This is a genomic window from Bradyrhizobium sp. AZCC 2262 (assembly GCF_036924535.1).
GTDB lineage: Bacteria > Pseudomonadota > Alphaproteobacteria > Rhizobiales > Xanthobacteraceae > Bradyrhizobium.
On the sequence record NZ_JAZHRT010000001.1, the window covers coordinates 4,169,977 to 4,190,999 of the forward strand.

Consider the following 21,023-nt stretch of genomic DNA (forward strand, 5'->3'; position numbering starts at 1 on the left):
GATTGCGGGGTAACGTCGGGGGAATCTCCAGACGGGCGCTTGTTACTCATGACGTGCTCCTCTTTGTTGTGATGCAGTTGGTTCTGTTCGCTTGATGCATCGGAAGCCCACGTGGCTTGTGGAGGTGCCGACCGGCCCGGCGCGGGCGTTATCACGTTGCTCGCTATTCCGTTGGCGGGCGCCCCGCCGTGGAGCGCCCGCTTCGTCGGATCACGCTCTGACGTTCGCAGCTAGTCGCTGCGACCGGCGGTTTTGGCCTGCTTGATCTGATTGTAGACCTGACTGAGGTCGTAGCTCGCCGGATCCTGTAGCGGCGGGTACGCCGAATAGCTCTCGAGTTCCTTCAGCCAGAGCGCCTGGCCGATGGGAAGCATGTTCCAGTCGTAGACGTAGGCTGTCGAAGGGGAGCCGATTACGCCGCCCATGCCCATGAGTGTCTTGTATTGTGAACCAATCGAGGTCTCGAACGGGTCTCGCTTGATGTTGACGACCTGGGCCCAGTGATAGGGAAGCGCGCCGGCAAGAAAGCCCGCCGGGTTGTCGGACACCATCGTGAAGTAGATCTTCCAGTTCTTGTAGCGGACCGCCGAAGGGTCCTTGCCCGAATAGTAGAAGAAGGTATCGCGCGCCGACTTTTCCGAACGTCCGGAAAGGTATTCGGTCTGATCGACGCCATCGAGCGTGGTCTTCACGATGCCGGGATATTGGCCGGCCTCGATGCGCTTCTTCAGCGCGTCTCCCTTTGCGCCGCCCGCGATGTTGACAAACGTGGGCAGCCAATCGAGCGCCGCGAAGATGTCGTTCTTGACGGTCCCTGGCTTGATGACCCCCGGCCAGCGGATGACCGCCGGAGCGCGCATGCCGCCCTCCCAGGTGCTCAGCTTGCCGCCCTTGAACGGCGTGGTGCCGCCGTCCGGAAAGGTGATGGTCTCGGCGCCGTTGTCGGTCGTGAACACGATGATCGTGTTGTCGAGCTGACCCATGTCCTGGAGCTTCTTCAGCACATAGCCGATGTTGTCATCCATCTGCTTCATGCCGGCCTCGTTGAGGCCCCAGTCCTTGCCGCCGGGCTCGCCGACCATGGCCGCGTACTTGTCATTCAGCACGGTCGTGATGTGCATGCGCGCAGGGTTGTACCAGACGAAGAAAGGCTTGCCCGTCGTCTTCGGATCGTTGCGATCGATGAAGTCGATGACCTTGGCCGAGATTTCTTCGTCGACACCCTTCGATCGTTCGAGCGTCAGCGGGCCCTGATCGATGCATTGCTGAGTCTTGGCTGTACCATCCGACTTGCACGACAGGACGTTGCGCGGAGGCGTCAGGCAAACCGCCGTTTTCGGATCGACCGCGCCCGGCACTTCAGGAATGCCGGGGATCGGCGTATTCTTGCATGGCGGGGCAATCGACTGCTGGGTGGGAGACTTGTTGAGGTCCGGGAAGCTCACGCCCTGCATCGCATCGAGATGATACAGGTAGCCCCAGTATTCCTGGAAGCCATGCGCGGTCGGCAGCGCATCGGTGTGATCGCCGAGATGGTTCTTGCCGAACTCGCCGGTGTTGTAGCCGAGATCGAGCAGAAACCTGGCGAGCGCGGGCGTGCCGGGCCGCAGATAGGACGGGCTGCCGGGCAGTTGCGGAGGAATCATGCCGGTGCGCAGCGGATGCATGCCGGTGAAAAAGGCGTTCCGGCCTGCGGTGCAGCTCTGCTCGGCATAGTAGTGCGTGAAGATCGCGCCTTCGTTGCCGATGCGATCGATGTTGGGCGTCTCGCCGACCATCAGGCCGCGATGGTAGATGCTCGGCTGGTAGAGGCCGATGTCGTCGCCCATGATGAAAAGAATATTGGGCTTCTGGGCTGGCTGCTGCGCGGCTGCGGGTGTGCTGACCGGTACGGCCAGCGGCATCATCATCGTCGCGCCCAGCAGGACAGCGCGGGAACGCTTAAGCCAACCAGGCGTCTTGCGTGGCGGCGCTGCAATAAAAGATGGCTTAGCCAGCATGGTACTCAACATAGCTACGCTCTCCCTGTTTATGATGCATCAGAGGCTGCTCGCCTGATGCACCGAAAGCCAAGATGACTCGTGGAAGTATCAACCGGCTCCGCATGACGCGCTGCCGGCCGGTAGCGTCGGCAGTAGTTCGGCGCGCACAAATGCGAGCCGCCTTTGATGACCTTTCGTGGAATTTTCACATTGGTGGTTCTGGGGTCGTAACTGTCGGCCTCGCGGCCGCCGCGCGGGTTCTCCGGGATGCAGCAGGCCTTCGCGGCATCCGCCTGATGCTTTGACGAATACCAGTCGGCCGTCCATTCCCAGACGTTACCGATCATGTCGTACAGGCCGTACTCGTTCGGCGGGAATGCGCTGACCGGCGAGGTGCGCTCGAAGCCATCGGCATTGGTATTCTGGCGAGGGAATTCACCCTGCCAGGTGTTGGCCATGTGACGGCCAGCCGGCGTGAACTCTTCGCCCCACGCGAACTCGGCGCCGTCGAGCCCCCCGCGCGCCGCAAATTCCCATTCGGCTTCGGTTGGCAAATCCTTGCCAGCCCATTTTGCGTAGGCGAGCGCATCGCTGAAAGCCACATGCACGACTGGATGATCGTCCAGCCCGCGGATGTTACTTCCGGGTCCGTAGGGATGCCGCCAGTCCGCGCCCTTGGCGAAGGTCCACCACTGGCTGAAGTCCCGAAGACTGACCGGATGGTTGGGCGGAGAGAACATCAGCGAGCCCGCGTAGATCATATGCGGGAGCATTCCCGGATAATCCTTGGGGTCAGGTGTGATCTCGGCGACGGTGACGTGCTTGGTAGCCCTCGCGAATTCCCTGAACTGCCGGTTCGTCACGGGATGGCGGTCCATCCAGAAACCATCCACGGTGACGCGGTGCGCTGGAGCTTCTTCGGGATAGTGCTTGTCTGAACCCATGCGGAAAGTGCCGCCGGGTATCCAGATCATCCCGCCAGGTTGCGAGGAGAGGTCATCAACCGTGACATCAGCCTTGGCAGTGGAGGCAGAGAATAGCGCCGTCATGTCACCCCCAGGTGATTATCGCGGTATGCTGGCCACAGACCACTCCCGCGAGCATGAGCGTGATTTCACCCGCGGGGGATATCGGGGACGTTGATCTAGATCAATCGGCGACCTTTGATCTAAATCAATGAGTCTGATTGCGACCATTCCTTTCAAACGCTCAGGCGTACTTGGGCCGCGGCTCCTACGTCCTGACCTTTGCCGGCTACAATGCCGGCCGCGGCAGCGTCAAGAAATGGATCGAGCGTTACGGCCCGCGCGATCTCAAGATCGACGCGGTCGACCGGATCGAGCAGATCCCGTTCTCCGAGACCCGCAACTACGTGCAGCGGATCATGGAGAACCTGCAGGTGTCTCGCGCGAGATTCGGCGGCGGGACCAGGCTCCAGATCGAAGCCGACCTGCATCGCGGCGCCAGCGTCCAATAGGGGATCGCGCGTCAGCGCTGGTTGTGCAGCCGCCTCGCTCCGTTCGCGGCCAGACCTCCGTCACCCAACCTTGTTTGCGTTGAGGCTGTTAGAGCGGGATGGGTCGATTCGCCGCCAGCGCGAAGTACCAACGATCTCATGTCCGGACGCAGTGCAGATACTGGATGACGGTACACCGCAGGGCCCAGACCCAAAATCGCGAAAACAACCCCATGCAAAGTACAATGGGCCCGGTCGCGGCACACAAGAAAAACCCCCGGCAGTTGTCTACCGGGGGTTCTCCGAATGTTTCAAGTCTTTCGGGATCAGAAGTTGCGCTGAACGCGAACGTTCAGGAACACGGTGCTCTGGTCCTTGAACTCGTACACGGTGGTCGGCTTCGGAGCCGCCGGAGCCAAGGTGGCCGCACCAGTGAACTTCTGGTCGAGGAAGAACGCGCCGACTTCAGCCGAGAACGTCAGGTTCTTGACGGGAGTCCAGCGGGTGACCACACCAACCTGGGCAATGTTGTAGTCCGGGTTGCAGCTATAGTCTGCAGACACGGCCTTGCTGAAGTTGAAGCTCGCGCAGAACTGACCCTTGGCGGTGAGGATGTCGGTTGAACTGCCACCATAGCGCACCGAGGCGTAGCTACCCCAGAGGCTGGACGACCAGTAGGGATCCCAATTGTGGTTGAACGCACCACGGACACCCCATGCATCCACTAGCTTGAGGTCGCCGGTAGCACCGCCGGTAAGAAACCCGGGCAGGAAAACCGCATCAGCCGTTTGGCCAAAGCCAATGCTCTGATACGCACCCAGACGGCCCGTGCTACCGAACATCGCGAAGCTCGGCGAGCCACCGCTCGTGGAGATCACGGCCTTGGTATCACCCTTGGAGTACGAGACGTCGATCTTGAAGTCGTCGCCCGCACCGGTCGGGATGTTCTTGATCTGCAACGCAGCCATCACCGCGCCACCCCACTTGTCCTCGGGATGACCGCCGATTTCCGACAGCGCCGTCGGAACGCCGCCAGCGCCGAGGATGTTGTAGGACGCGTTCACGAGGTGCGCCATACCTGAAATCTGAAACAGACCCCAAGCCTGGTCGACGCGGATGTTGCCGACGATGTCGGGAGCATGCGTGCCGCCGTAAGCGTTGGCACCAGCGGCCGTGGCTTGGCTAGAACCCGTCGCAAACCCTGCGACTGTGGCGGCCACGCCCAAGTTTAGCACGGCGGTGCGGTTGAACACGGTCGGATCATCGAGGCCGATGGTGCCCGACACGCCGTTGCCGAACTGCGCGGTGTACTGGATGTTGTTGACGCCGGTGACGTAGTCGGCACCGCCCATCAAGAACGAGTTGTTGTTGCCCGGATAGCCGTTCCAGGGCGTCGCGTAGGCCGAAGCCGACTTACCGAAGGTGAAACCAGCGAACTGGATGAACACCATTTCAACCGCGACATAGCCGCCGCCAGCGGTGGAGAGCAGCGCGTTGTTCAGGCCAGCCTGCGATCCGACCGCGAGCGAGGGGTTGGAGCTTCCGAAGTTCTGGAACTGGAAGTCGCCCTGACCGAAGGTGCGGACCACGCCGTATTCGGTGGCGGTACGGGTATCAACCGTGATCGCCAAACGAGAACGGGAGTTGAAGTAGTCGCGGAAACGGTTGCCCTGGCCGGCGTCGCCGTTATAGAACGGCTGGCCGTAGACGCCGCCGTTGAACGTGGTGTCGACGCGCAGATAACCACCCAGCTTGATGCAGGTGTCGGTGCCCGGGATATAGAAGAAACCCGCGCCATACAGGGAGCAGATCCTCACGTACTCGACCGCTTTGGCCTTGACGGGAAGATCGGCAGCCTGCGCTCCGCTCATGGCGACGAGACCCGCCGCTGAGCCGAGAATAAGGCTCTTAACCATCTTCATGTTAAACCTCCAAGTTGCTCTGTAGGGAAGGTTCCGGATCCGCTGGGTGTAACACCCTAAGGTTGGTTCCCTTGTCCCCTGAAACCCGCTTAGTCGCTTCGCGCCTTCGGACACTCCCGCATGAACGCGAGGGACTTAAGCGAACCACCTAAAACGGGACGACCTCGGGATGCCCCCCTCCGTCGCGTGATCACAATTACCGAGGACTTCTGCACACGCAATAAAGGAACCGCTTGGGACGGGCCGGCTCCGCCCCTTTTCCGAAGGGTGTTGCACAAATAACACGTGTTTGTGATCGAAGTTTTTCTGCAAGGCATTGTTTCTATTCGGTATTTTCGAATAACTCCGGTTGACTCCCGATTGCTGTTGTGGGCGCCGCAGCAAGTGGCTCGTAGCCGCCATCGCGCGCCCTCTCGCATCGAATCGAAAGCGAGCTCGCCGAATCCGCGGCGGGCAATTTCGCACCTATTATAGAGACACAGACGAGGCTCATCGCACGCGGGGCGCGGGCCGCAACGGATGCCTCACCGTTGACGGCCGCCCAACCAGGGCAAAAGCCGGCGAAAAATGATGAAAGCCCGATCTTTCTCGGGATCGGGGACATTTATGGAGTGTGGTGAAAGCCTGCGCTCGCGCGCCGCGATCTGGAACCGTGATTTGCGCGGTATCGAATCGGGCCGCCGGCGATATCGAATCAATTTCCCGCGATTTCGAAAGCGCATGAGGCAACCACGCGCCGAAAACTCCCCTCAGAGATCAGGCCTCGCACCCCGCCCGCCCGTGCCGATTGCCGAGCGGTCTACGTGCCACCGAGACCACAGACACCGAAAACATGCGCCCAACCGCGCGATACCGGATATCGGCCGTCCGTGAGGAATGCGCGCGACGCTCCGGCGCCTCTAAATGTCCTCGACGTAATCTGAATCTGCCGCTTGCGGCTGGCGCTCGTGTCAGGCATATCCGCGCTGATGGAGCTGTGGCCGAGTGGCTGAAGGCGGCGGTTTGCTAAACCGTTATAGGGTTGTAAAGCCCTATCGAGGGTTCGAATCCCTCCGGCTCCGCCAGGTTTCTCCAATAAGTCATTGTGATTTCTTGACAATTTGCGAGAGAAAATCGCTCGGCCCTATCATGAGCCCCAGCAATGAAGTGCCCTCACTGCACTATCAATTTCCACGATAATTGGGTGCTGGATTATTTCATCCGAAACACCAACCCTCTTAAGCAGGTGCTCGACGGCACCACCGACGACGCCGGTTATTGGTGCTATCGATCGGCGATCTGTCCTGGATGTAGGGGCTGGACGATCGAATTTTGCGTCGCAAGAAACAAGGAGCCTGTCACTAGTTGGCGGCAGATATTTCCCATTGGCGCATCTCGCGGCCCTGTTTCTAGCGAAGTGCCAAAGCCAATAGCTGCCGACTATATCGAAGCGTGTAACGTTCTGCCGATAAGCGCTAAGGCTTCTGCTGCTTTGTCGCGACGTTGTTTGCAGAATATGCTGCATGCTGCCAACTACCGCGACCGAGATCTCGCTCGTGAGATCGATCTGTTGCTAAACGAGCCAGATCCTCGGAAAGCGCTTCCGCACCAGCTGCGTGAGACCGTTGACGCCATCCGCAACTTCGGCAATTTCTCTGCTCATCCGATCGACGACAAGACAACGCTCCAGGTCATTGATGTCGAGCCTCATGAAGCCGAGTGGTGCCTTGAAGTGATCGAAGACTTGTTCGAGCACTTCTATGTCGGTCCAGCGATGGCCGCGGCCAAGAAGGCTGCGCTTGACGCGAAGTTGGCGGCCGGCGGGAAGCCGCCATCAAAGAAGTAGCCGGCGGGACGAAGCAATGGCTGCCCTGCCCGCTGGTCTGATCCAGAAAAGACTTTCGTCCGCGTCCGGTTTCACGGTAGTCCACCAGCCGTCCAGAAGTTCTTGCCGTCATGTGTGTCCAGGTTTCGACCGGGCGGAGGCAATGCCATGGACACCACCACCCAACAATCGCTGCGCGCGACAGCCAAGCTTGCCAGCCGCTTCTGCGCTTGTTGCGCCTTCCCTTTCAGGACCTGGACGATCTGCTCGGCGATGCCGTTGCCGAAAGCATGGCAAAGATCGTCGCCGGCGTATTCGATGGCGACACTGATGCGCTGTTCGCCCTGATGATCGACAGTTCGATCGACGGATTCATCCGCGCCCGATGATATCGAGCGGTTCACGCAAGCCAATCTTGGTTACATCGACGGCGACCGCTCCGGTCCTTAATGCGCCGTCATCCAGGCGCGGGCTTCGCGCTGCGCAGTGGCGATTTCGGCATCCGACATCATCTCGGCGACCTCGCGGCGCATGGAGATGGCATCGGCGCGTCCCTTCAGCGCGGCGAGATTGAACCATTTGTGGGCCGCGACGAGGTTCACCACGCCGGAACGGCCGCTCGCCCAATAAAGGCCGCGCTCGAACAGCACGTCCGGAATCGCCGTCGCTTCCACCGCGATGGCCGCGTCGAGATCAATCTGCCCCTGAAACATCGGTAGCTCCCCTTTTTATCGTTGCCGCCCTGCCCCGAGTGCGGCCCCTGTCCACTGTTAAACCCTGTCATCCCAGCGCGCGATCAGCAAAAGTGGAAACCGGTTTTGCGTCCGATCGCGCGCCCTTTATCAGAAGAGCGCATGATCTAATCGCCAAACCGCCCACACTTTGGCGGATCATGCGCGTACCGTTTTCCGGTCTGTTGTTGAGGCGATCATGACCGATCAAATTTGAAGGGCAGTTTAAGGTTCGCGATGAACGGGGTGTAAACGTGCGCCTTGTGGCGTTAAACGCGAAATCGCAGAAATGCCTGCGGCACAGGGAGAAATTACCAATCGTGAAGTTCGGTTTACCCTGCGGTTTCGCAGAACGATAACCATTGCGGCAAGGCCGGTGTTGTCACCATTCGTCACCGGTCAGGCCGCAACACGCCGCGCGATGACGGGTTCCAGCGCTTGATCGGGCGTCGCGCGGCTTCTTTCGATCATTCAGGGGTTCACGGCGAGCCGGATAACGAATTCGCGCACGATGACGCGCCCGGAGCAACAGGCGGAAACAGCCGACACCTGCGAACGATCAATATCAAATCGGGGGAAGACTTTGGCGCCGGACATCTGATGCGTGGGCTATTGGAGCACCCCGGCGGAAGCGGCGTTCCGGAGGGCAGCGTTCCGGGAACGAGGCGTTCCGGGAAAGAGAGCTTTCCGGGAACGAGGGCGTCGGCGAACACGTCAGGACCAGATTTCATACCGGGCTTTGGCCCCGGTGAAACTGCGGGTAGTTAAGGATACCCGCACCGAACGAAGAAAACCCGTTTCTTCTGCCGGACCGGTTTTGAAAGAGCGGGCCTCTTTTAAAAGAACGCTCTTCCGAAATACGATCCAGCCGTTTGACCTGATGTCTCGCCGACACCCTCTTTTCGTCGACCAGAGCCTTCAGACTTTCATCCGGGGCTCGTGTGACGTGCCGGCATCAAGCCGCCGGCAATTCTTGGAGAAGCGAAGTTACTTCTTCTTCTTCGCGACCTTGCGGGTCTTCTTCGCAGTCTTCTTCACTGCGCTCTTCGCCTTCTTTGCCTTCTTAGCTTTCTTGGCCATGTTGCCCTCCTAATGTAAGTGAGATGGCTTAGTCGCTGCGTGCACTCGGGAATCGAGATGCACTACATCCCGAATACACCAACGCATTCAAAAAAACAGCTTCCCGCTTAAGGAAGTGTTGACGAGGCAATGTGAGAGGACGCGAAGCGCCGACATCAGCGACACCACAACACGCGCGCGTCTCGATGCAAAAAGTGCCGCAACGACGGGCATCGGCATTTGTCAATATTGCAGGAATTGCCTTTACTGTAGCGCTTTTTTGAATTCACGATAACGATGATCGGTGCACGATCAGTGTCGTTACGACTCAGTCATGCCGTGAAAAAGCCGCGTGCACGGACTCTGAGTCGCAAAGTTTGGCAACAAAAAAATTTTCATCGTCACAGCGCTGGGGTCTCGTCGACGCGCGCCAAAACGAACTTTTCGGACGAATCGCGACCGCCGATTCGGACGTGTGCTCGCACTCGTGACTGTTAAGTTTTGGATCGCGATAAACGATCGATGCATGCATGCGAGTATCGATCGCGACGTCGACGACGTTGCGAGCGTCCCATTACGGGACGCTTCAGATGCCGAGCTTCGCCTTCAGCAGATCGTTGACCGCCTGCGGATTGGCCTTGCCGCCGGATTGCTTCATCACCTGGCCGACGAACCAGCCGGCGAGTTGCGGTTTGGCTTTTGCCTGCGCGACCTTGTCCGGATTTGCCGCGATGATGTCGTCGACGACCTTTTCGATCGCGCCCAAATCCGTGACCTGCTTCATGCCGCGGCTTTCGACCAGCTCGCGCGGGTCGCCGCCTTCCGTCCAGACGATCTCGAACAGGTCCTTTGCGATCTTGCCGGAGATAGTGCCCTCGCCGATCAGACCTATGATCGCCGCCAGCTGCGCCGCCGACACCGGCGAGCCCGCGATCTCGCGGCCTTCCTTGTTGAGACGCCCGAACAGCTCGTTGATCACCCAGTTGGCCGCGAGCTTGCCGTCGCGCGCCTTGTCGGCAAGGCCCGCGAGCACGGTTTCGTAGAACACCGCGCTCTCGCGCTCGGCCACCAGCACGCCGGCATCGTAGGGCGACAGGCCAAGGCTCTCGATGAAGCGCGCCTTCTTCTGGTCCGGCAGTTCCGGCAGCTTCGACCTGAGCTCGTCGACATAGCTTTGCGTGAATTCGAGCGGCAGCAGATCCGGATCCGGGAAATAGCGATAGTCATGCGCTTCTTCCTTGGAGCGCATCGAGCGCGTCTCGCCCTTGTTCGGGTCGAACAGCCGCGTCTCCTGGTCGATCGTGCCGCCATCCTCAATGATCTCGATCTGGCGCCGCGCCTCGTACTCGATCGCCTGCCCGATGAAGGTGATCGAGTTCATGTTCTTGATTTCGCAGCGGGTGCCGAGCGGACCGCCCGGCTTGCGCACGGAAACGTTCACATCGGCGCGCAGGCTACCCTTCTCCATGTCGCCATCGCAGGTGCCGAGATAGCGCAGGATCGAACGCAGCTTGGTCACGTAAGCCTTGGCCTGCTCGGCATCGCGGATATCAGGCTTGGAGACGATCTCCATCAACGCCACGCCGCAACGGTTGAGATCGACATAGGACATGGTCGGCGACTGGTCGTGCAGCAACTTGCCGGCATCCTGTTCCAGATGCAGCCGCTCGATGCCGATAGTGGCGCTCCGGCCGCCATCGAGTTCGACCACAACCTCGCCCTCGCCCACGATCGGCGACTTGTACTGGCTGATCTGGTAGCCCTGCGGCGAGTCCGGATAGAAATAGTTCTTGCGGTCGAACACCGAGCGCAGGTTGATCTTGGCATTGAGGCCTAGACCGGTCGTGACAGCCTGTCTGACGCATTCCTCGTTAATGACAGGCAGCATGCCCGGCATCGCCGCATCGACCAGCGAGACATGGGTGTTGGGCTCGCCACCGAACTCGGTCGAGGCGCCGGAAAACAGTTTTGACTTCGAGGTGACCTGGGCGTGGACCTCCATCCCGATCACGACTTCCCAGTCGCCGGTCTGGCCCTTGATCAGTTTTCCAAGTTTGACTGACACGTTCATGCTTTTCCACTCCCGAGCAGCGCGGACACGACCCGCTCCCATTCGGCTTCCAGAGAATCCTTTGCCGCCGGCTGGCCGGCCTGGCGGTACCAGTAGCCGGCATTGCCGAGATCACCTTCGACCCGGTGCAGATAGGCATGCACCCAGGCGGCGTTCGCATCACTCTCGTCCTGCACGATCTTGTGCGCGCGATCCCAGTCGCCCTTGGCGGCCCACCACAGCGCAGCCAGCGGCGGTTCCAGTCCCGGCGCCGGGGCTGCGTCCGTCAGGCTGGCGCGGAAATCCGCCATGTCACCACCAGCGCGGCGGCGTGAAGCGGCCGGCCGCCTGTTCCACGACTTCGCCAAGCGAGAACAGCGTCTCCTCATCGAACGGACGGCCGATCAGTTGCAGGCCAAGCGGCAGACCTTGCGCGTCCTTGCCGGCCGGCACGGCGATGCCCGGCAAGCCCGCCATGTTCACCGTCACCGTAAAGATGTCGTTGAGATACATCTCGACCGGATCGGCGCCCTTTTCGCCAACGCCGAACGCCGCCGACGGCGTCGCAGGCGTCAAAATCGCGTTGACACCCTTGGCGAAACAATCCTCAAAATCTTTCTTGATCAGCGTGCGGACTTTTTGCGCGCGCAGGTAATAGGCGTCGTAATAGCCGGCGGAGAGCACATAGGTGCCGATCATGACGCGGCGGCGGACTTCGTCGCCAAAACCCTCGGCGCGGGTGTTCTCATACAACTCCCCAATGCTGCGCCCCGGCACGCGCAGGCCGTAGCGCACGCCGTCATAGCGCGCGAGATTGGACGAGGCTTCCGCCGGGGCCACGATGTAATAGGCCGGCAGCGCGTATTTGGTGTGCGGCAGCGAGACCTCGACCAGTTCGGCGCCGGCCGCCTTCAGCCACGCCGCGCCTTCGCTCCAGAGTTTTTCGATTTCCGCCGGCATGCCGTCGAGGCGATACTCCTTGGGAATGCCGATCTTCATGCCCTTGACGGATTTTCCGATCGCGGCCTCATAGTCCGGCACCGCGCGATCGACCGAGGTGGTGTCCTTGGGATCGTGGCCTGCCATCGAGCGCATCAGGATCGCGCTGTCGCGCACGGTGCGCGCGATCGGTCCGGCCTGGTCGAGCGAAGACGCGAACGCAACGATGCCCCAGCGCGAGCAGCGGCCGTAGGTCGGCTTGACGCCCACCGTCGCGGTGAACGCGGCGGGCTGGCGGATCGAACCGCCGGTGTCGGTCGCGGTCGCGCCCATGCAGAGCTGCGCCGCCACAGCGGACGCCGATCCGCCGGACGAGCCGCCCGGCACCAGCGAGGTGTTGGAACCTTCGCGCCGCCACGGATTGACCACCGGGCCGAAGCGGGAGGTCTCGTTCGACGAGCCCATCGCGAACTCGTCATTGTTGAGCTTGCCGAGCATCACCGCGCCGTCGCGCCAGAGCTGAGAGGTCACGGTCGATTCGTAAGGCGGCACGAAATTGCCGAGGATTTTTGAGCACGCGGTGGTGCGCACGTCCTTGGTCGCGAACAGGTCCTTGATCCCCAGCGGAATGCCAGCCAGCGGTCCGCCCTCGCCCTTGGCGATCCTGGCGTCGATCGCACGCGCCATGGCGCGCGCATGATCCGGCGTTTCCAGGATGAAGGCGTTGAGCGAACGCGCCGCTTCGATTGCGGCGAGATGCGCATCCGTCAGTTCAAGCGAGGTGAAAGACTTGTTCGCGAGGCCGGCTTTGGCCTCGGCGATCGTCATCGATGTCAGGTCGGTCATTTATTGATCGGGCTGCAGAAGAACGGAGAAAGCGTCTTGTCGTTGGCCGGGTCGTTCGATTTGGGCCGCGTTCGCTCATTGGCCTCGAGCTGATCGAGGACGGCGTCCATCGCCTTGTCGGGATCGGCGGCCTTGCCCTGCCGCTCCATCGCGTCGAGGTAGTTCATGTAGGCCTGGTAGGCCTTTTCATCGTCGCAGAGCAGACACATCGGACTTCCGATCTCGCAAAGAGGTTTTACTCAACGACCTTTGGCACCAAAAAGAAATGACTTTGCGTTTCCGGCGCGTTCCTGACGATATCGTCAGGAATCTCGCCGTCATTGACCACGTCGGCCCGCTTCTTCATTTCCATCGGGGTCACCGAAGTCATCGGTTCGACGCCGTCGATGTTCACTTCCGAAAGCTGCTCCACGAAAGCCAGCATGGCGTTCAGCTCGCCCTGCAGATGGGGAACCTCGGCCTCGGTGACCGCAATTCGCGCGAGTTGCGCAATGCGGCGAACGGTGGCGGCATCAACCGACATAAATATAGGCCTCAAACGGGGAATTCGCATCCGCCGTATAGCAGACGCCGCTTTTGCGCCGCAACCGCGGGAACAGGCGGAGCCGGGCCTTCGGACGCCGAATACCCGCTTTTTGGGATCAAAAGTCGACCCCGCCCCGACGCACAGGGTTTTGAGCGCCAAGCGCCCTTTTCCCGGCAAAGCCCCCTGACGAAACCATTTTTGGCACCTTACGTAGTCGTCCTGAAACAGTCAGGGGATGTAGTCGCGGCCAGAACATCGGGAGGCCGTGTCATGTCGACCATCAAAAATGACAGCGCGGGATCGGAAAGCTGGGATCCTGCCATTTGGTCCATCGGGACGGTGCTCGGCATCGCAATCGTCTACCTCGCCTGCTTAACCTGACAAGCTGGAGGGAGAGCCATGTCCCAGGCCAAAATCCTGCAGGAAAAGGCAGAAATGTTCGAACGCCGTGCCGAAAGCGCGACCGATCCCATCTCAAGGCAGCATTACAAGGAGATGGCGGCGCATTACAGGTCGCTGGCGGTCGAGCATCTTGAGGTCCACCGCGACGAACCGGCACACTAGTCCGGAAGTGCGGTGCCTCTTATGCGATGCGAACGGTCGGTTTGGCCGAGAGCTGGCTCAGCGATCCCCGCGTCGCCCAACAGGCGCCAAAAAACCAGCGTGACCTCCTGCAGCCCTGCATCTCGAGAATTTGAGTTTCATATCATCTCGGGTATCGTGGACCTCGGATTTCGAGGCTGAACGGCAAGTCGCTCGCCGTGACAAACAACAAAAAAGCACCCGGGGGCGCAGGATGGATTTCAATGAGGCCAACGGCGTCGGGCTGCGCTGCGAGCTGAGCGGCGGCGGCGACCGCACGCTGGTGCTGGTTCACGAAATGGGCGGCTCGCTCGAAAGCTGGGACGACGTCGCGCCAAGGTTCGCGAAATCGCGCCGGGTCCTGCGCTATGACACCCGCGGCGCCGGATTGTCGCAGAAGGTGCGCGGCGAACTCACCCTCGATGCGATGGCCGACGACATCGCAGCTTTGCTCGACAAGTTCGAGATCGCCGGGAGGGTCGCGCTGGCGGGGGTCGCCGTCGGCGGTGCGATCGCCCTGCACTTCGCGGCCCGGTACAAGGAGCGCACCAGCGCCGTTGCAGTCGGCAGCCCGGCCACCGGCATCGCAGCGGAGCGTCGCGCGCCGGCGCTGGAGCGCCTCGCACGGATCGAGGCGGCCGGCATGGCGTTCGCAGTCGAGGATTCCATGTTGAACGGCTATGCCCCGGAGCTTCGCGGCGACATCGCCCGGTTCGAGCGCTTCCGGACGCGATGGCTCGGCAACGATCCCTCGAGCTATGCCACGATCTGGCGAATGCTGGCGGCAGCCGACATGCAGGACGACCTCGCCAGGCTGGCCTGTCCGGTCCTCGTGATCGGCGGCAGCCTGGATCGCGTGCGCCCGCCGCCCCTGGCAGAAGCCGTGGCCAAATCCATTCCCGGCGCCCGCTACGTCGAAATCCGAACCGGGCACTATATGTCGGTGCAAACCCCCGACCTGCTCTCCGATTGCATCGAAGAATTCCTGAAATCGGTCGACGCCTGACCGAAGTGGACCGTCCCCCTCAAGCCTCAAGGTCTTCCCATGAATGCGCAACCGGCCCAGCAGATTCCCGGCATCTATCATCGCAAGATCGGCGACATCATCGTCACCGCTGTCAGCGACGGCTATCTCGATGGCACTCTCGATGTGATGCGCAATGTCGATATCGAAAAGGCGCGGCAAATCCTCAACGATGCGTTCCGGCCGGCGCGGCGAACCAGCGTCAACACCTTCCTGATCCGCTCAAAGGGGCGCATCGCAATCGTCGACACCGGGTCGGGCAACTATTTGCAGCCCACAGCCGGTTTTGTTCAACGCAGCCTCGCCGCCGCCGGGATCGATCCAAAATCGATCGATACGGTGTTGCTGACCCACATGCACCCGGATCATTCCGCCGGACTGACCGACATGTCGAATGGGCAGCTCCTGTTTCCGAACGCGGAACTGGTGATGCACGAGAACGAGCTGGCGCACTGGTTCGACGACGGCGCGATGGCCAAGGTCGACGAGCGATCGGCACAACTCTATTTTCTGGCCGGTCGTGAGCAGGTCGCGCCCTACAAGAACCGGACGCGATTGTTCAGGGAGGGTGAGGTGTTTCCCGGCGTGACCGCCGTGCCGAGCCTCGGGCATACGCCGGGCCACACCGCGTATCTGATCGCATCGGGCAATGATCAGTTGATGATTTGGGGCGACACGGTGCACGTGCCGGAAGTGCAGACCGCGTTTCCCGAGGCCGGCATGGCCTTCGATACCGATCTCGCCGCAGCCGCCGCCGCGCGAAAGCGCATGTTCGACCGCGTCGCCACCGACGGCATTCTCATTGCCGGGATGCACCTGCACTTCCCGGCGTTCTCGCGGCTGGCCCGGCGCGGCGACGCCTACGCGCTGTTTCCCGAGGCCTGGGTTCACGCGCTGTGAGGCTGCGTCGTTGGGCTTCCAGCTATCTTGTGGCTGGGCTAGTCACCTGCGGAATAGTCCGCCCACCGCGCTCCCCACACCCCTCCCTACGCCGCGTACCGCGCCGCCGATCGCGCCGATTGGACCGCCGACACCACGCGAATAGCGAGCATGGCCTCCTGCGCGACGACGGTCCTGACGGTCAGATTTGCCAGCCAGCTTCGCGGCGTCCGTCAGCACCTTGTGCTGGGCGGCGTTGAGGAAGCCGGTCGAAGAATAACCGTACTCCTCCTGCCAGCGCGCAATGGCCGCGCGAGTCGATTCATCGAACTTCCCATTGACCTTGGTGTCAAACCCGAGCCTGGTTAGCCGACGTTGCACGTCACGACGCTTTGCCTTGGTGAGGCCGATCTGTTCCTCGGTCTCCTGGGTCGCTTCGGCCGTATCGGCGGGTGCCAACGTTTCGCGGGGCGTGCTGCTCAGACCGGCCTTGGCAAAGTGCGCGCTGTCGATGATCGCCAGGATGGACAATGTCAGGATCAAGGCGCGCACGACCCTTCCTTTGCCCTCACGTCGGCTGATGACGCGGTCTGGAAGATAAGGATACATCGCGCCGCCCCCGAGCTATCGACATCCGGCGGCCCCACTCCGCTTCGTCGCGGGGGTAACTGTCGTCCATGGCAGACGGTTCCCCAGCCTCGCACCGATCGTCACGCCGAACATCTAGCCGATTTGAGCGCGTGGCAATATCCGCTTTTGGCGCAACTCGGACCCCTAGCCATGCATGTTAGTGCGCGGCGATCAACCGCAGAGCCGACCTCCCCCCGCACTGCGGCACGGGTTTGCGCTTATGCCCTATCCACCCAGCGCGCCGAGCCGCGCCAGCGCGGCACCCGCGAGCGAGCGCGTCAGTTCCGCCGCCGGCATCTCGCGGCCCATCCGCACCGCCTGTCCGGCCCAGAGATTGCTGAAATCGACCTTGCCGAGCTTTTCGGCGGCCGCCTTCAGCGGTCCGAGCGCAGTGGCGGCGTGCGGGAACGCCGGTGCATCCGGCGAAATCGGCCCGACCTCACGCATCACGCGGTTGGCGACGCCGCGTGCGGGGCGTCCCGTCATGACATTGGTGATGACGGTGGAATCATCATGCGCCTGGGCGAGCGCGACGCGTGCCGGCGCGATGACTTTGGATTCCGGGCAGCGCAGATAGGCGCTGCCGATCTGCACGCCGGACGCGCCGAGCGCAAACGCCGCCGCGATGCCGCGCCCGTCCGCGATGCCGCCGGCTGCTATCACAGGCACTTTCACCGCATCGACCACCTGCGGCACCAGCGCAAACGTGCCGGGCTGCTGGGTGATGTTGTCGGTCAGGAACATGCCGCGGTGGCCGCCCGCCTCCGCGCCTTGCGCGATGATGACGTCGGCGCCGTTCTCCTCCAGCCAGATCGCTTCCTTCACGATCGTCGCCGACGACATCACGATTGATCCCGCCGCCTTGACGCGCTTGACCAGCGCCGGATGCGGCAGGCCGAAATGGAAGCTGACCACTTCCGGCTTCAACTCTTCGACAACCGCGCACATCGCCTCATCGAACGGCGCGCGGTTGGCGGCGCTGATAGGCGCGGCGGGATCGATCCCCAATTCCTTGTAGTAAGAGCCAAGCCGCGCCTTCCAGCCGGCTTCGCGCACGGGATCGGCATCGACCGCCGTGTGGCAGAAGAAGTTCAGGTTGACGGGCGCGGAGACGCGCTGGCGGATGATGTTGACCTGCTCGCGCGCCTTCTCGACCGTAATCATCGCGCATGGCAGCGAGCCCAGCGCCCCGCCCTGCGCCGCTGCGATCACCAACTCGGCATCCATGATGCCGGCCATCGGCGCAAGCACGATCGGAAATTCGATCTTGAAGAGGTCGATGATCCGGCGGTCTGGCCACATGGTTCTGCTCGCTTGAATGAAGTGGAAGGTGCAAGGCGTCAGGCGGCGAAGGAGTTACGCCGCCCGTTCAATATCTGCTCGGCCTCGGTGGCGATCCTGTCAACGATTTCGGCCGCCGGCGGGATATCATGGATCAGCCCGACGGCTTCGCCCGCAATGACGGCGGCGATATCGAAATTGCCTGCCGCCTTGGCCGCCGCATATTCGGCTGCGACTGCTTTGACATTTTGCATGAGTTCGACCTCCCGGCCCATCCAGCGCCGCGCATGTTCGTTAATCAGGCAACGGCCGGTAAACGGCGCTGGCCAGACATTGTTGCGCGACAGATCGAAGATGATGCCGCGGACGCTGTTGCCGCTCGACGCAGCGCAGATGCGCCGTTTCGCTTCCTCTGGGCCGTCGCATTCCTCACTGGCATAGAAGCGCGTGCCGAGCAGCACGCCGGAAGCCCCCAGCATCATCATCGCGGCGAGCCCGCGGCCGTCGCCGATGCCACCGGCGGCTGCGACCGGCACCCGGCCGGCTGCGAGATCGACGATCGCCGGCACGATGTCGATTGTCGTCCGCGACGCGCCATGGCCGCCGGCCTCGGTCCCCTGCGCGATCAGGATGTCGGCACCTGCATCGAGCGCCTGCCGCGCCATCGCCTCGTCCTGCACCTGGCAGATCAGGAGTGCGCCCGACGACTTGATGCGCGGTGCGAAGGGCATTGGATCGCCGAACGAAAGCATGATCGCACGCGGACCGGCTTCAAGTGCGATGTCCAGCAGCGCCGGCTGCTTGGCCAGGCTCCAGGTGATGAAACCGATGCCGAAGGGATCGGAGACATCGGCAAGCTTGGCCGTCTCCTGCTCGAGCCACGCTCTGTCACCATAGCCACCGCCGAGAATCCCGAAGCTACCAGCGGCGCTGACGGCCTTGGTGAGGCGCACCCCGGCTATGACATCCATCGGGGCCGACAGGATCGGGTGCCGGATGCCCAAACGGGCGGTCAATGGTGTCGATATCGGCATGTCCTCTCCCTGCAGTCTGGACACCAACATTAGGACGAACTATCATTCTCTAAAAATGAATACTAGAGAATGCAGACATCTCTAAAATGAAACGGTACGTCCCATGGAGTTGAGCGATCTCCTGACCTTCTCAACCGTCGCACGCCTGGGCGGCATCACCCGCGCCGCCGACGAACTCAACACCGTGCAGTCCAATGTCACGCAACGGGTGAAGGCGCTGGAAGCTGAGATCGGCACCGCGCTGTTCGAGCGGCACAGCCGCGGCATGACCCTGACCGGCGCCGGCCGCCGTCTGTTGCCCTATGCGCAGCGGATGGCCGCGCTGTCGCGCGAGGCGCTGCTGGCCGCGCGCGATGATGGCGAACCGAAAGGACCGCTCTCCATTGGTTCAATGGAAACGACTGCGGCGGTGCGCCTGCCCTCCCTGCTCGCCGAATTCCATCGCCGCTTCCCGGCGGTACGATTGAGCTTGCGGACCTCGACCACGGCCGAACTGGTGGCCGGCGTGCTCAACGGCAGCTTTGATGGCGCCTTCGTCGCAGGTCCGATCGAACATGCCGAACTCGATGCAACGGTCGCCTTCCGCGAAGAACTGGTGCTGGTCACCGCTCAGCGCTGGAAAACTCTCGCTGCCTTGCGCGCCGGCACGTCGGAGTCGGGGCCGACCGCACTGGTATTCCGCACCGGCTGCACCTACCGCCAACGGCTCGAGCAGGTCTTCACGGAATTCGGCTGGCCGTCGTCCGCCCGGTTCGAACTCGGCACGCTCGACGGGATGATCGGCTGCGTCGCCGCCGACATGGGCGTGACGATGCTGCCGCGCGCCGTGGTCGGGCGGAACGACACGGTCAGTATCCACACGCTCACGCCCACACAGTCCCGGGTCGAGACGCTCTTCATCACCCGCCGCAGCGCGCACCAGTATAGCGCGCTGCAGGGCTTCGCCGCTTGCCTGAACGATAATGGCGCGGTTATCGCCGCCTGAAATACCAGCGCCGCAACGCCACGCCGGCCCAGATCGCCTCGACCAGTCCGAACGGCCAGGCGCCTTGGAGAAATCCGTAAACCGATCCGAGCGCGCAAGCACCGGCGAAGGCGAGAATGTACCAATGGCTGCGGTCCTCCAGCGCGTAGGCCACCAGCATCGCGGTCACCGCGAAAAGACCGAATAGGCTCAATGTATCCATCGACGAGCCCCGCCCCAAACTCCAGTGCCACAGCGCCACGACGGCACTTAACCAACAAAGATACGTTCGACCAGCCAGTAGGTGCCGATCGCCGCCACCGCCAGCGAGGCGATGCGCGGGGTCAGCCGCGCGCCGCGACCGCGCGACAGCCACATCAGCGCCGGCAAGAAGACAGCGACGAAAATTAGCTGCCCGATTTCGACCCCCACATTGAAACCCACCAGCCCGCGCACCAGCGTCGCCCCCTTCAGGCCGAGTTCGCCAAGTACGGAGGCAAACCCGAAGCCGTGCACAAGGCCGAAACCGAAACTCCAGATCCACCGCCTCCTGTCGGGCTCGGCCGCGAAAAGATTCTCCAGCGCGACCCAGACGATCGTAGCCGCAATCAGCGGCTCGATAATGCGGTCGGGAATCGTCACAATGCCCAGCGCCGCGACCGACAGCGTCACGCTGTGGGCCAATGTGAAGGCCGTGACGATGCGCACTACCGACCACGCACCTCGCGCGGTGGCCAGCAGCGCGACCAGGAACAGCAGATGGTCGTAACCGGTGAGAATGTGCTCGATGCCGAGCTTGACGAAGTCGAACCAGCCCGTCGCGACGGTGCGGTCGATGTCCACAGTGACGGACCTCGATTCCTCCCCAAAGATCACCTGCCGCTCGCCGCTCGGCGTGCGAAGATTGCCGAGGGTTTGGTAGTGCTCGCCCAGAAAGGCGCGCCAATCCTCGGTGATGTCGAGACGGCCATGGGAAGAGTCGCAGGTGAAGTCGATCTCGATTGTTGCGCGGGTCTCGTTGGTGCCAGCCCCGCCAATGCGCACTCGCCCGGCCCGGCAGCGTCCGCCGTCGAGGTCCACCGTGACGCTCCTGCGCGCCGCTTCGGCCACCACTTCCGCCGCTCCACGGTCGGCATTGGCGGCGGCGGTGAGGATCTCCGCCGAGGCCGCCGGCAGTTCAGGCAAGGCGAGCGAGAGCGTGTAGAGCATCCGGCCGCCAGTGAATTCGATGCGCAATAGTCCCGTGGTGGTTACGTGCGCAAGCGCGCCGCAGCAGCCAATAAGCGTCAGCCAGAGGAGTGCCCATGGCGCGAC

The 21,023-nt window shown here is 62.1% G+C and carries 20 protein-coding genes, 1 tRNA gene and 1 pseudogene; 7 read left to right on the forward strand and 15 right to left on the reverse strand.

What is annotated here, in order from left to right; genetic code table 11:
• Window positions 1-230 precede the first annotated feature (230 nt).
• On the reverse strand, window positions 231-1,904 hold the full coding sequence (locus V1283_RS19910) for an arylsulfatase (RefSeq protein WP_334393108.1): 1,674 nt from the start codon (window positions 1,902-1,904) through the stop codon (window positions 231-233).
• Window positions 1,905-2,029: 125 nt separating this feature from the next.
• Window positions 2,030-2,956 carry a formylglycine-generating enzyme family protein gene (locus V1283_RS19915; RefSeq protein ID WP_442895873.1) on the reverse strand — a complete coding sequence of 309 codons (927 nt, stop codon included), beginning with the start codon at window positions 2,954-2,956 and terminating at the stop codon, window positions 2,030-2,032.
• A gap of 251 nt (window positions 2,957-3,207) precedes the next feature.
• Between V1283_RS19915 and V1283_RS19920 the strand changes: the two are divergent.
• Window positions 3,208-3,459 (forward strand): annotated as a pseudogene (locus V1283_RS19920) (lytic transglycosylase domain-containing protein); the annotation flags it as partial.
• A 305-nt stretch (window positions 3,460-3,764) separates the two neighbouring features.
• On the opposite strand, the gene V1283_RS19925 reads toward V1283_RS19920, so the two are convergent.
• Window positions 3,765-5,360, reverse strand: coding sequence for a porin (locus V1283_RS19925; protein ID WP_334388134.1), 1,596 nt, complete (start codon window positions 5,358-5,360; stop codon window positions 3,765-3,767).
• A gap of 970 nt (window positions 5,361-6,330) precedes the next feature.
• Here V1283_RS19925 and V1283_RS19930 point away from each other — a divergent pair.
• Both V1283_RS19930 and V1283_RS19935 read left to right on the forward strand, forming a co-directional pair.
• A tRNA-Ser gene (locus tag V1283_RS19930) sits at window positions 6,331-6,424 on the forward strand.
• Between the two features lie 119 nt (window positions 6,425-6,543).
• Entirely contained in the window at window positions 6,544-7,185 is a 642-nt protein-coding gene (locus V1283_RS19935) for a DUF4145 domain-containing protein (protein WP_334388135.1), read from the forward strand.
• A gap of 71 nt (window positions 7,186-7,256) precedes the next feature.
• Here the strand turns inward: V1283_RS19935 and V1283_RS19940 are convergent, their stop codons facing one another.
• From V1283_RS19940 to gatC, 7 genes are all read right to left on the reverse strand, one after another.
• On the reverse strand, window positions 7,257-7,568 hold the full coding sequence (locus V1283_RS19940) for a hypothetical protein (protein WP_334388136.1): 312 nt from the start codon (window positions 7,566-7,568) through the stop codon (window positions 7,257-7,259).
• Window positions 7,569-7,610: 42 nt separating this feature from the next.
• Window positions 7,611-7,877 (reverse strand): hypothetical protein, encoded by a 267-nt coding sequence (locus V1283_RS19945; RefSeq protein ID WP_334388137.1) that lies wholly within the window; start codon window positions 7,875-7,877, stop codon window positions 7,611-7,613.
• Between the two features lie 1,663 nt (window positions 7,878-9,540).
• Window positions 9,541-11,025, reverse strand: coding sequence for an Asp-tRNA(Asn)/Glu-tRNA(Gln) amidotransferase subunit GatB (gene gatB / locus V1283_RS19950; RefSeq protein WP_334388138.1), 1,485 nt, complete (start codon window positions 11,023-11,025; stop codon window positions 9,541-9,543).
• Entirely contained in the window at window positions 11,022-11,315 is a 294-nt protein-coding gene (locus V1283_RS19955) for a hypothetical protein (RefSeq protein ID WP_334388139.1), read from the reverse strand. Before V1283_RS19955 ends, gatB begins: the two co-directional genes overlap by 4 nt.
• Window position 11,316: 1 nt before the next feature.
• Entirely contained in the window at window positions 11,317-12,789 is a 1,473-nt protein-coding gene (gene gatA / locus V1283_RS19960) for an Asp-tRNA(Asn)/Glu-tRNA(Gln) amidotransferase subunit GatA (protein ID WP_334388140.1), read from the reverse strand.
• Window positions 12,786-12,998, reverse strand: a complete 213-nt coding sequence (locus V1283_RS19965; RefSeq protein ID WP_057836657.1) for a hypothetical protein — start codon at window positions 12,996-12,998, stop codon at window positions 12,786-12,788. The genes gatA and V1283_RS19965 overlap by 4 nt, the downstream gene beginning before the upstream one ends.
• Before the next feature lie 26 nt (window positions 12,999-13,024).
• A complete protein-coding gene (gatC, locus tag V1283_RS19970; RefSeq protein ID WP_334388141.1) occupies window positions 13,025-13,312 on the reverse strand; it encodes an Asp-tRNA(Asn)/Glu-tRNA(Gln) amidotransferase subunit GatC in 288 nt (95 codons plus the stop codon).
• 402 nt (window positions 13,313-13,714) lie between these two features.
• Here gatC and V1283_RS19975 point away from each other — a divergent pair, with 402 nt between their 5' ends.
• The 3 genes from V1283_RS19975 to V1283_RS19985 all read left to right on the forward strand — a co-directional run bounded on the left by V1283_RS19975 (window position 13,715) and on the right by V1283_RS19985 (window position 15,821).
• A complete protein-coding gene (locus V1283_RS19975; protein ID WP_334388142.1) occupies window positions 13,715-13,879 on the forward strand; it encodes a hypothetical protein in 165 nt (54 codons plus the stop codon).
• Between the two features lie 232 nt (window positions 13,880-14,111).
• Window positions 14,112-14,903, forward strand: coding sequence for an alpha/beta fold hydrolase (locus tag V1283_RS19980; RefSeq protein WP_334388143.1), 792 nt, complete (start codon window positions 14,112-14,114; stop codon window positions 14,901-14,903).
• Between the two features lie 39 nt (window positions 14,904-14,942).
• Entirely contained in the window at window positions 14,943-15,821 is an 879-nt protein-coding gene (locus V1283_RS19985; protein WP_334388144.1) for an MBL fold metallo-hydrolase, read from the forward strand.
• A 42-nt stretch (window positions 15,822-15,863) separates the two neighbouring features.
• Here the strand turns inward: V1283_RS19985 and V1283_RS19990 are convergent, their stop codons facing one another.
• From V1283_RS19990 to V1283_RS20000, 3 genes are all read right to left on the reverse strand, one after another.
• Window positions 15,864-16,352, reverse strand: coding sequence for a peptidoglycan-binding domain-containing protein (locus V1283_RS19990; protein ID WP_334388145.1), 489 nt, complete (start codon window positions 16,350-16,352; stop codon window positions 15,864-15,866).
• Window positions 16,353-16,655: 303 nt separating this feature from the next.
• Window positions 16,656-17,732, reverse strand: coding sequence for an NAD(P)H-dependent flavin oxidoreductase (locus V1283_RS19995; protein WP_334388146.1), 1,077 nt, complete (start codon window positions 17,730-17,732; stop codon window positions 16,656-16,658).
• Between the two features lie 38 nt (window positions 17,733-17,770).
• A complete protein-coding gene (locus V1283_RS20000; protein ID WP_334388147.1) occupies window positions 17,771-18,745 on the reverse strand; it encodes an NAD(P)H-dependent flavin oxidoreductase in 975 nt (324 codons plus the stop codon).
• A 103-nt stretch (window positions 18,746-18,848) separates the two neighbouring features.
• Between V1283_RS20000 and V1283_RS20005 the strand changes: the two genes are divergently transcribed.
• Window positions 18,849-19,730: a LysR family transcriptional regulator gene (locus tag V1283_RS20005; RefSeq protein ID WP_334388148.1), complete on the forward strand. Its 882-nt coding sequence runs from the start codon at window positions 18,849-18,851 to the stop codon at window positions 19,728-19,730.
• Here V1283_RS20005 and V1283_RS20010 read toward each other — a convergent pair.
• Window positions 19,717-19,932 (reverse strand): hypothetical protein, encoded by a 216-nt coding sequence (locus V1283_RS20010; protein ID WP_334388150.1) that lies wholly within the window; start codon window positions 19,930-19,932, stop codon window positions 19,717-19,719. The two genes, V1283_RS20005 and V1283_RS20010, sit on opposite strands and share 14 nt — an antisense overlap.
• A 47-nt stretch (window positions 19,933-19,979) precedes the next feature.
• Window positions 19,980-20,918 (reverse strand): HupE/UreJ family protein, encoded by a 939-nt coding sequence (locus V1283_RS20015; RefSeq protein ID WP_334388151.1) that lies wholly within the window; start codon window positions 20,916-20,918, stop codon window positions 19,980-19,982.
• Between the last annotated feature and the right edge of the window lie 105 nt (window positions 20,919-21,023).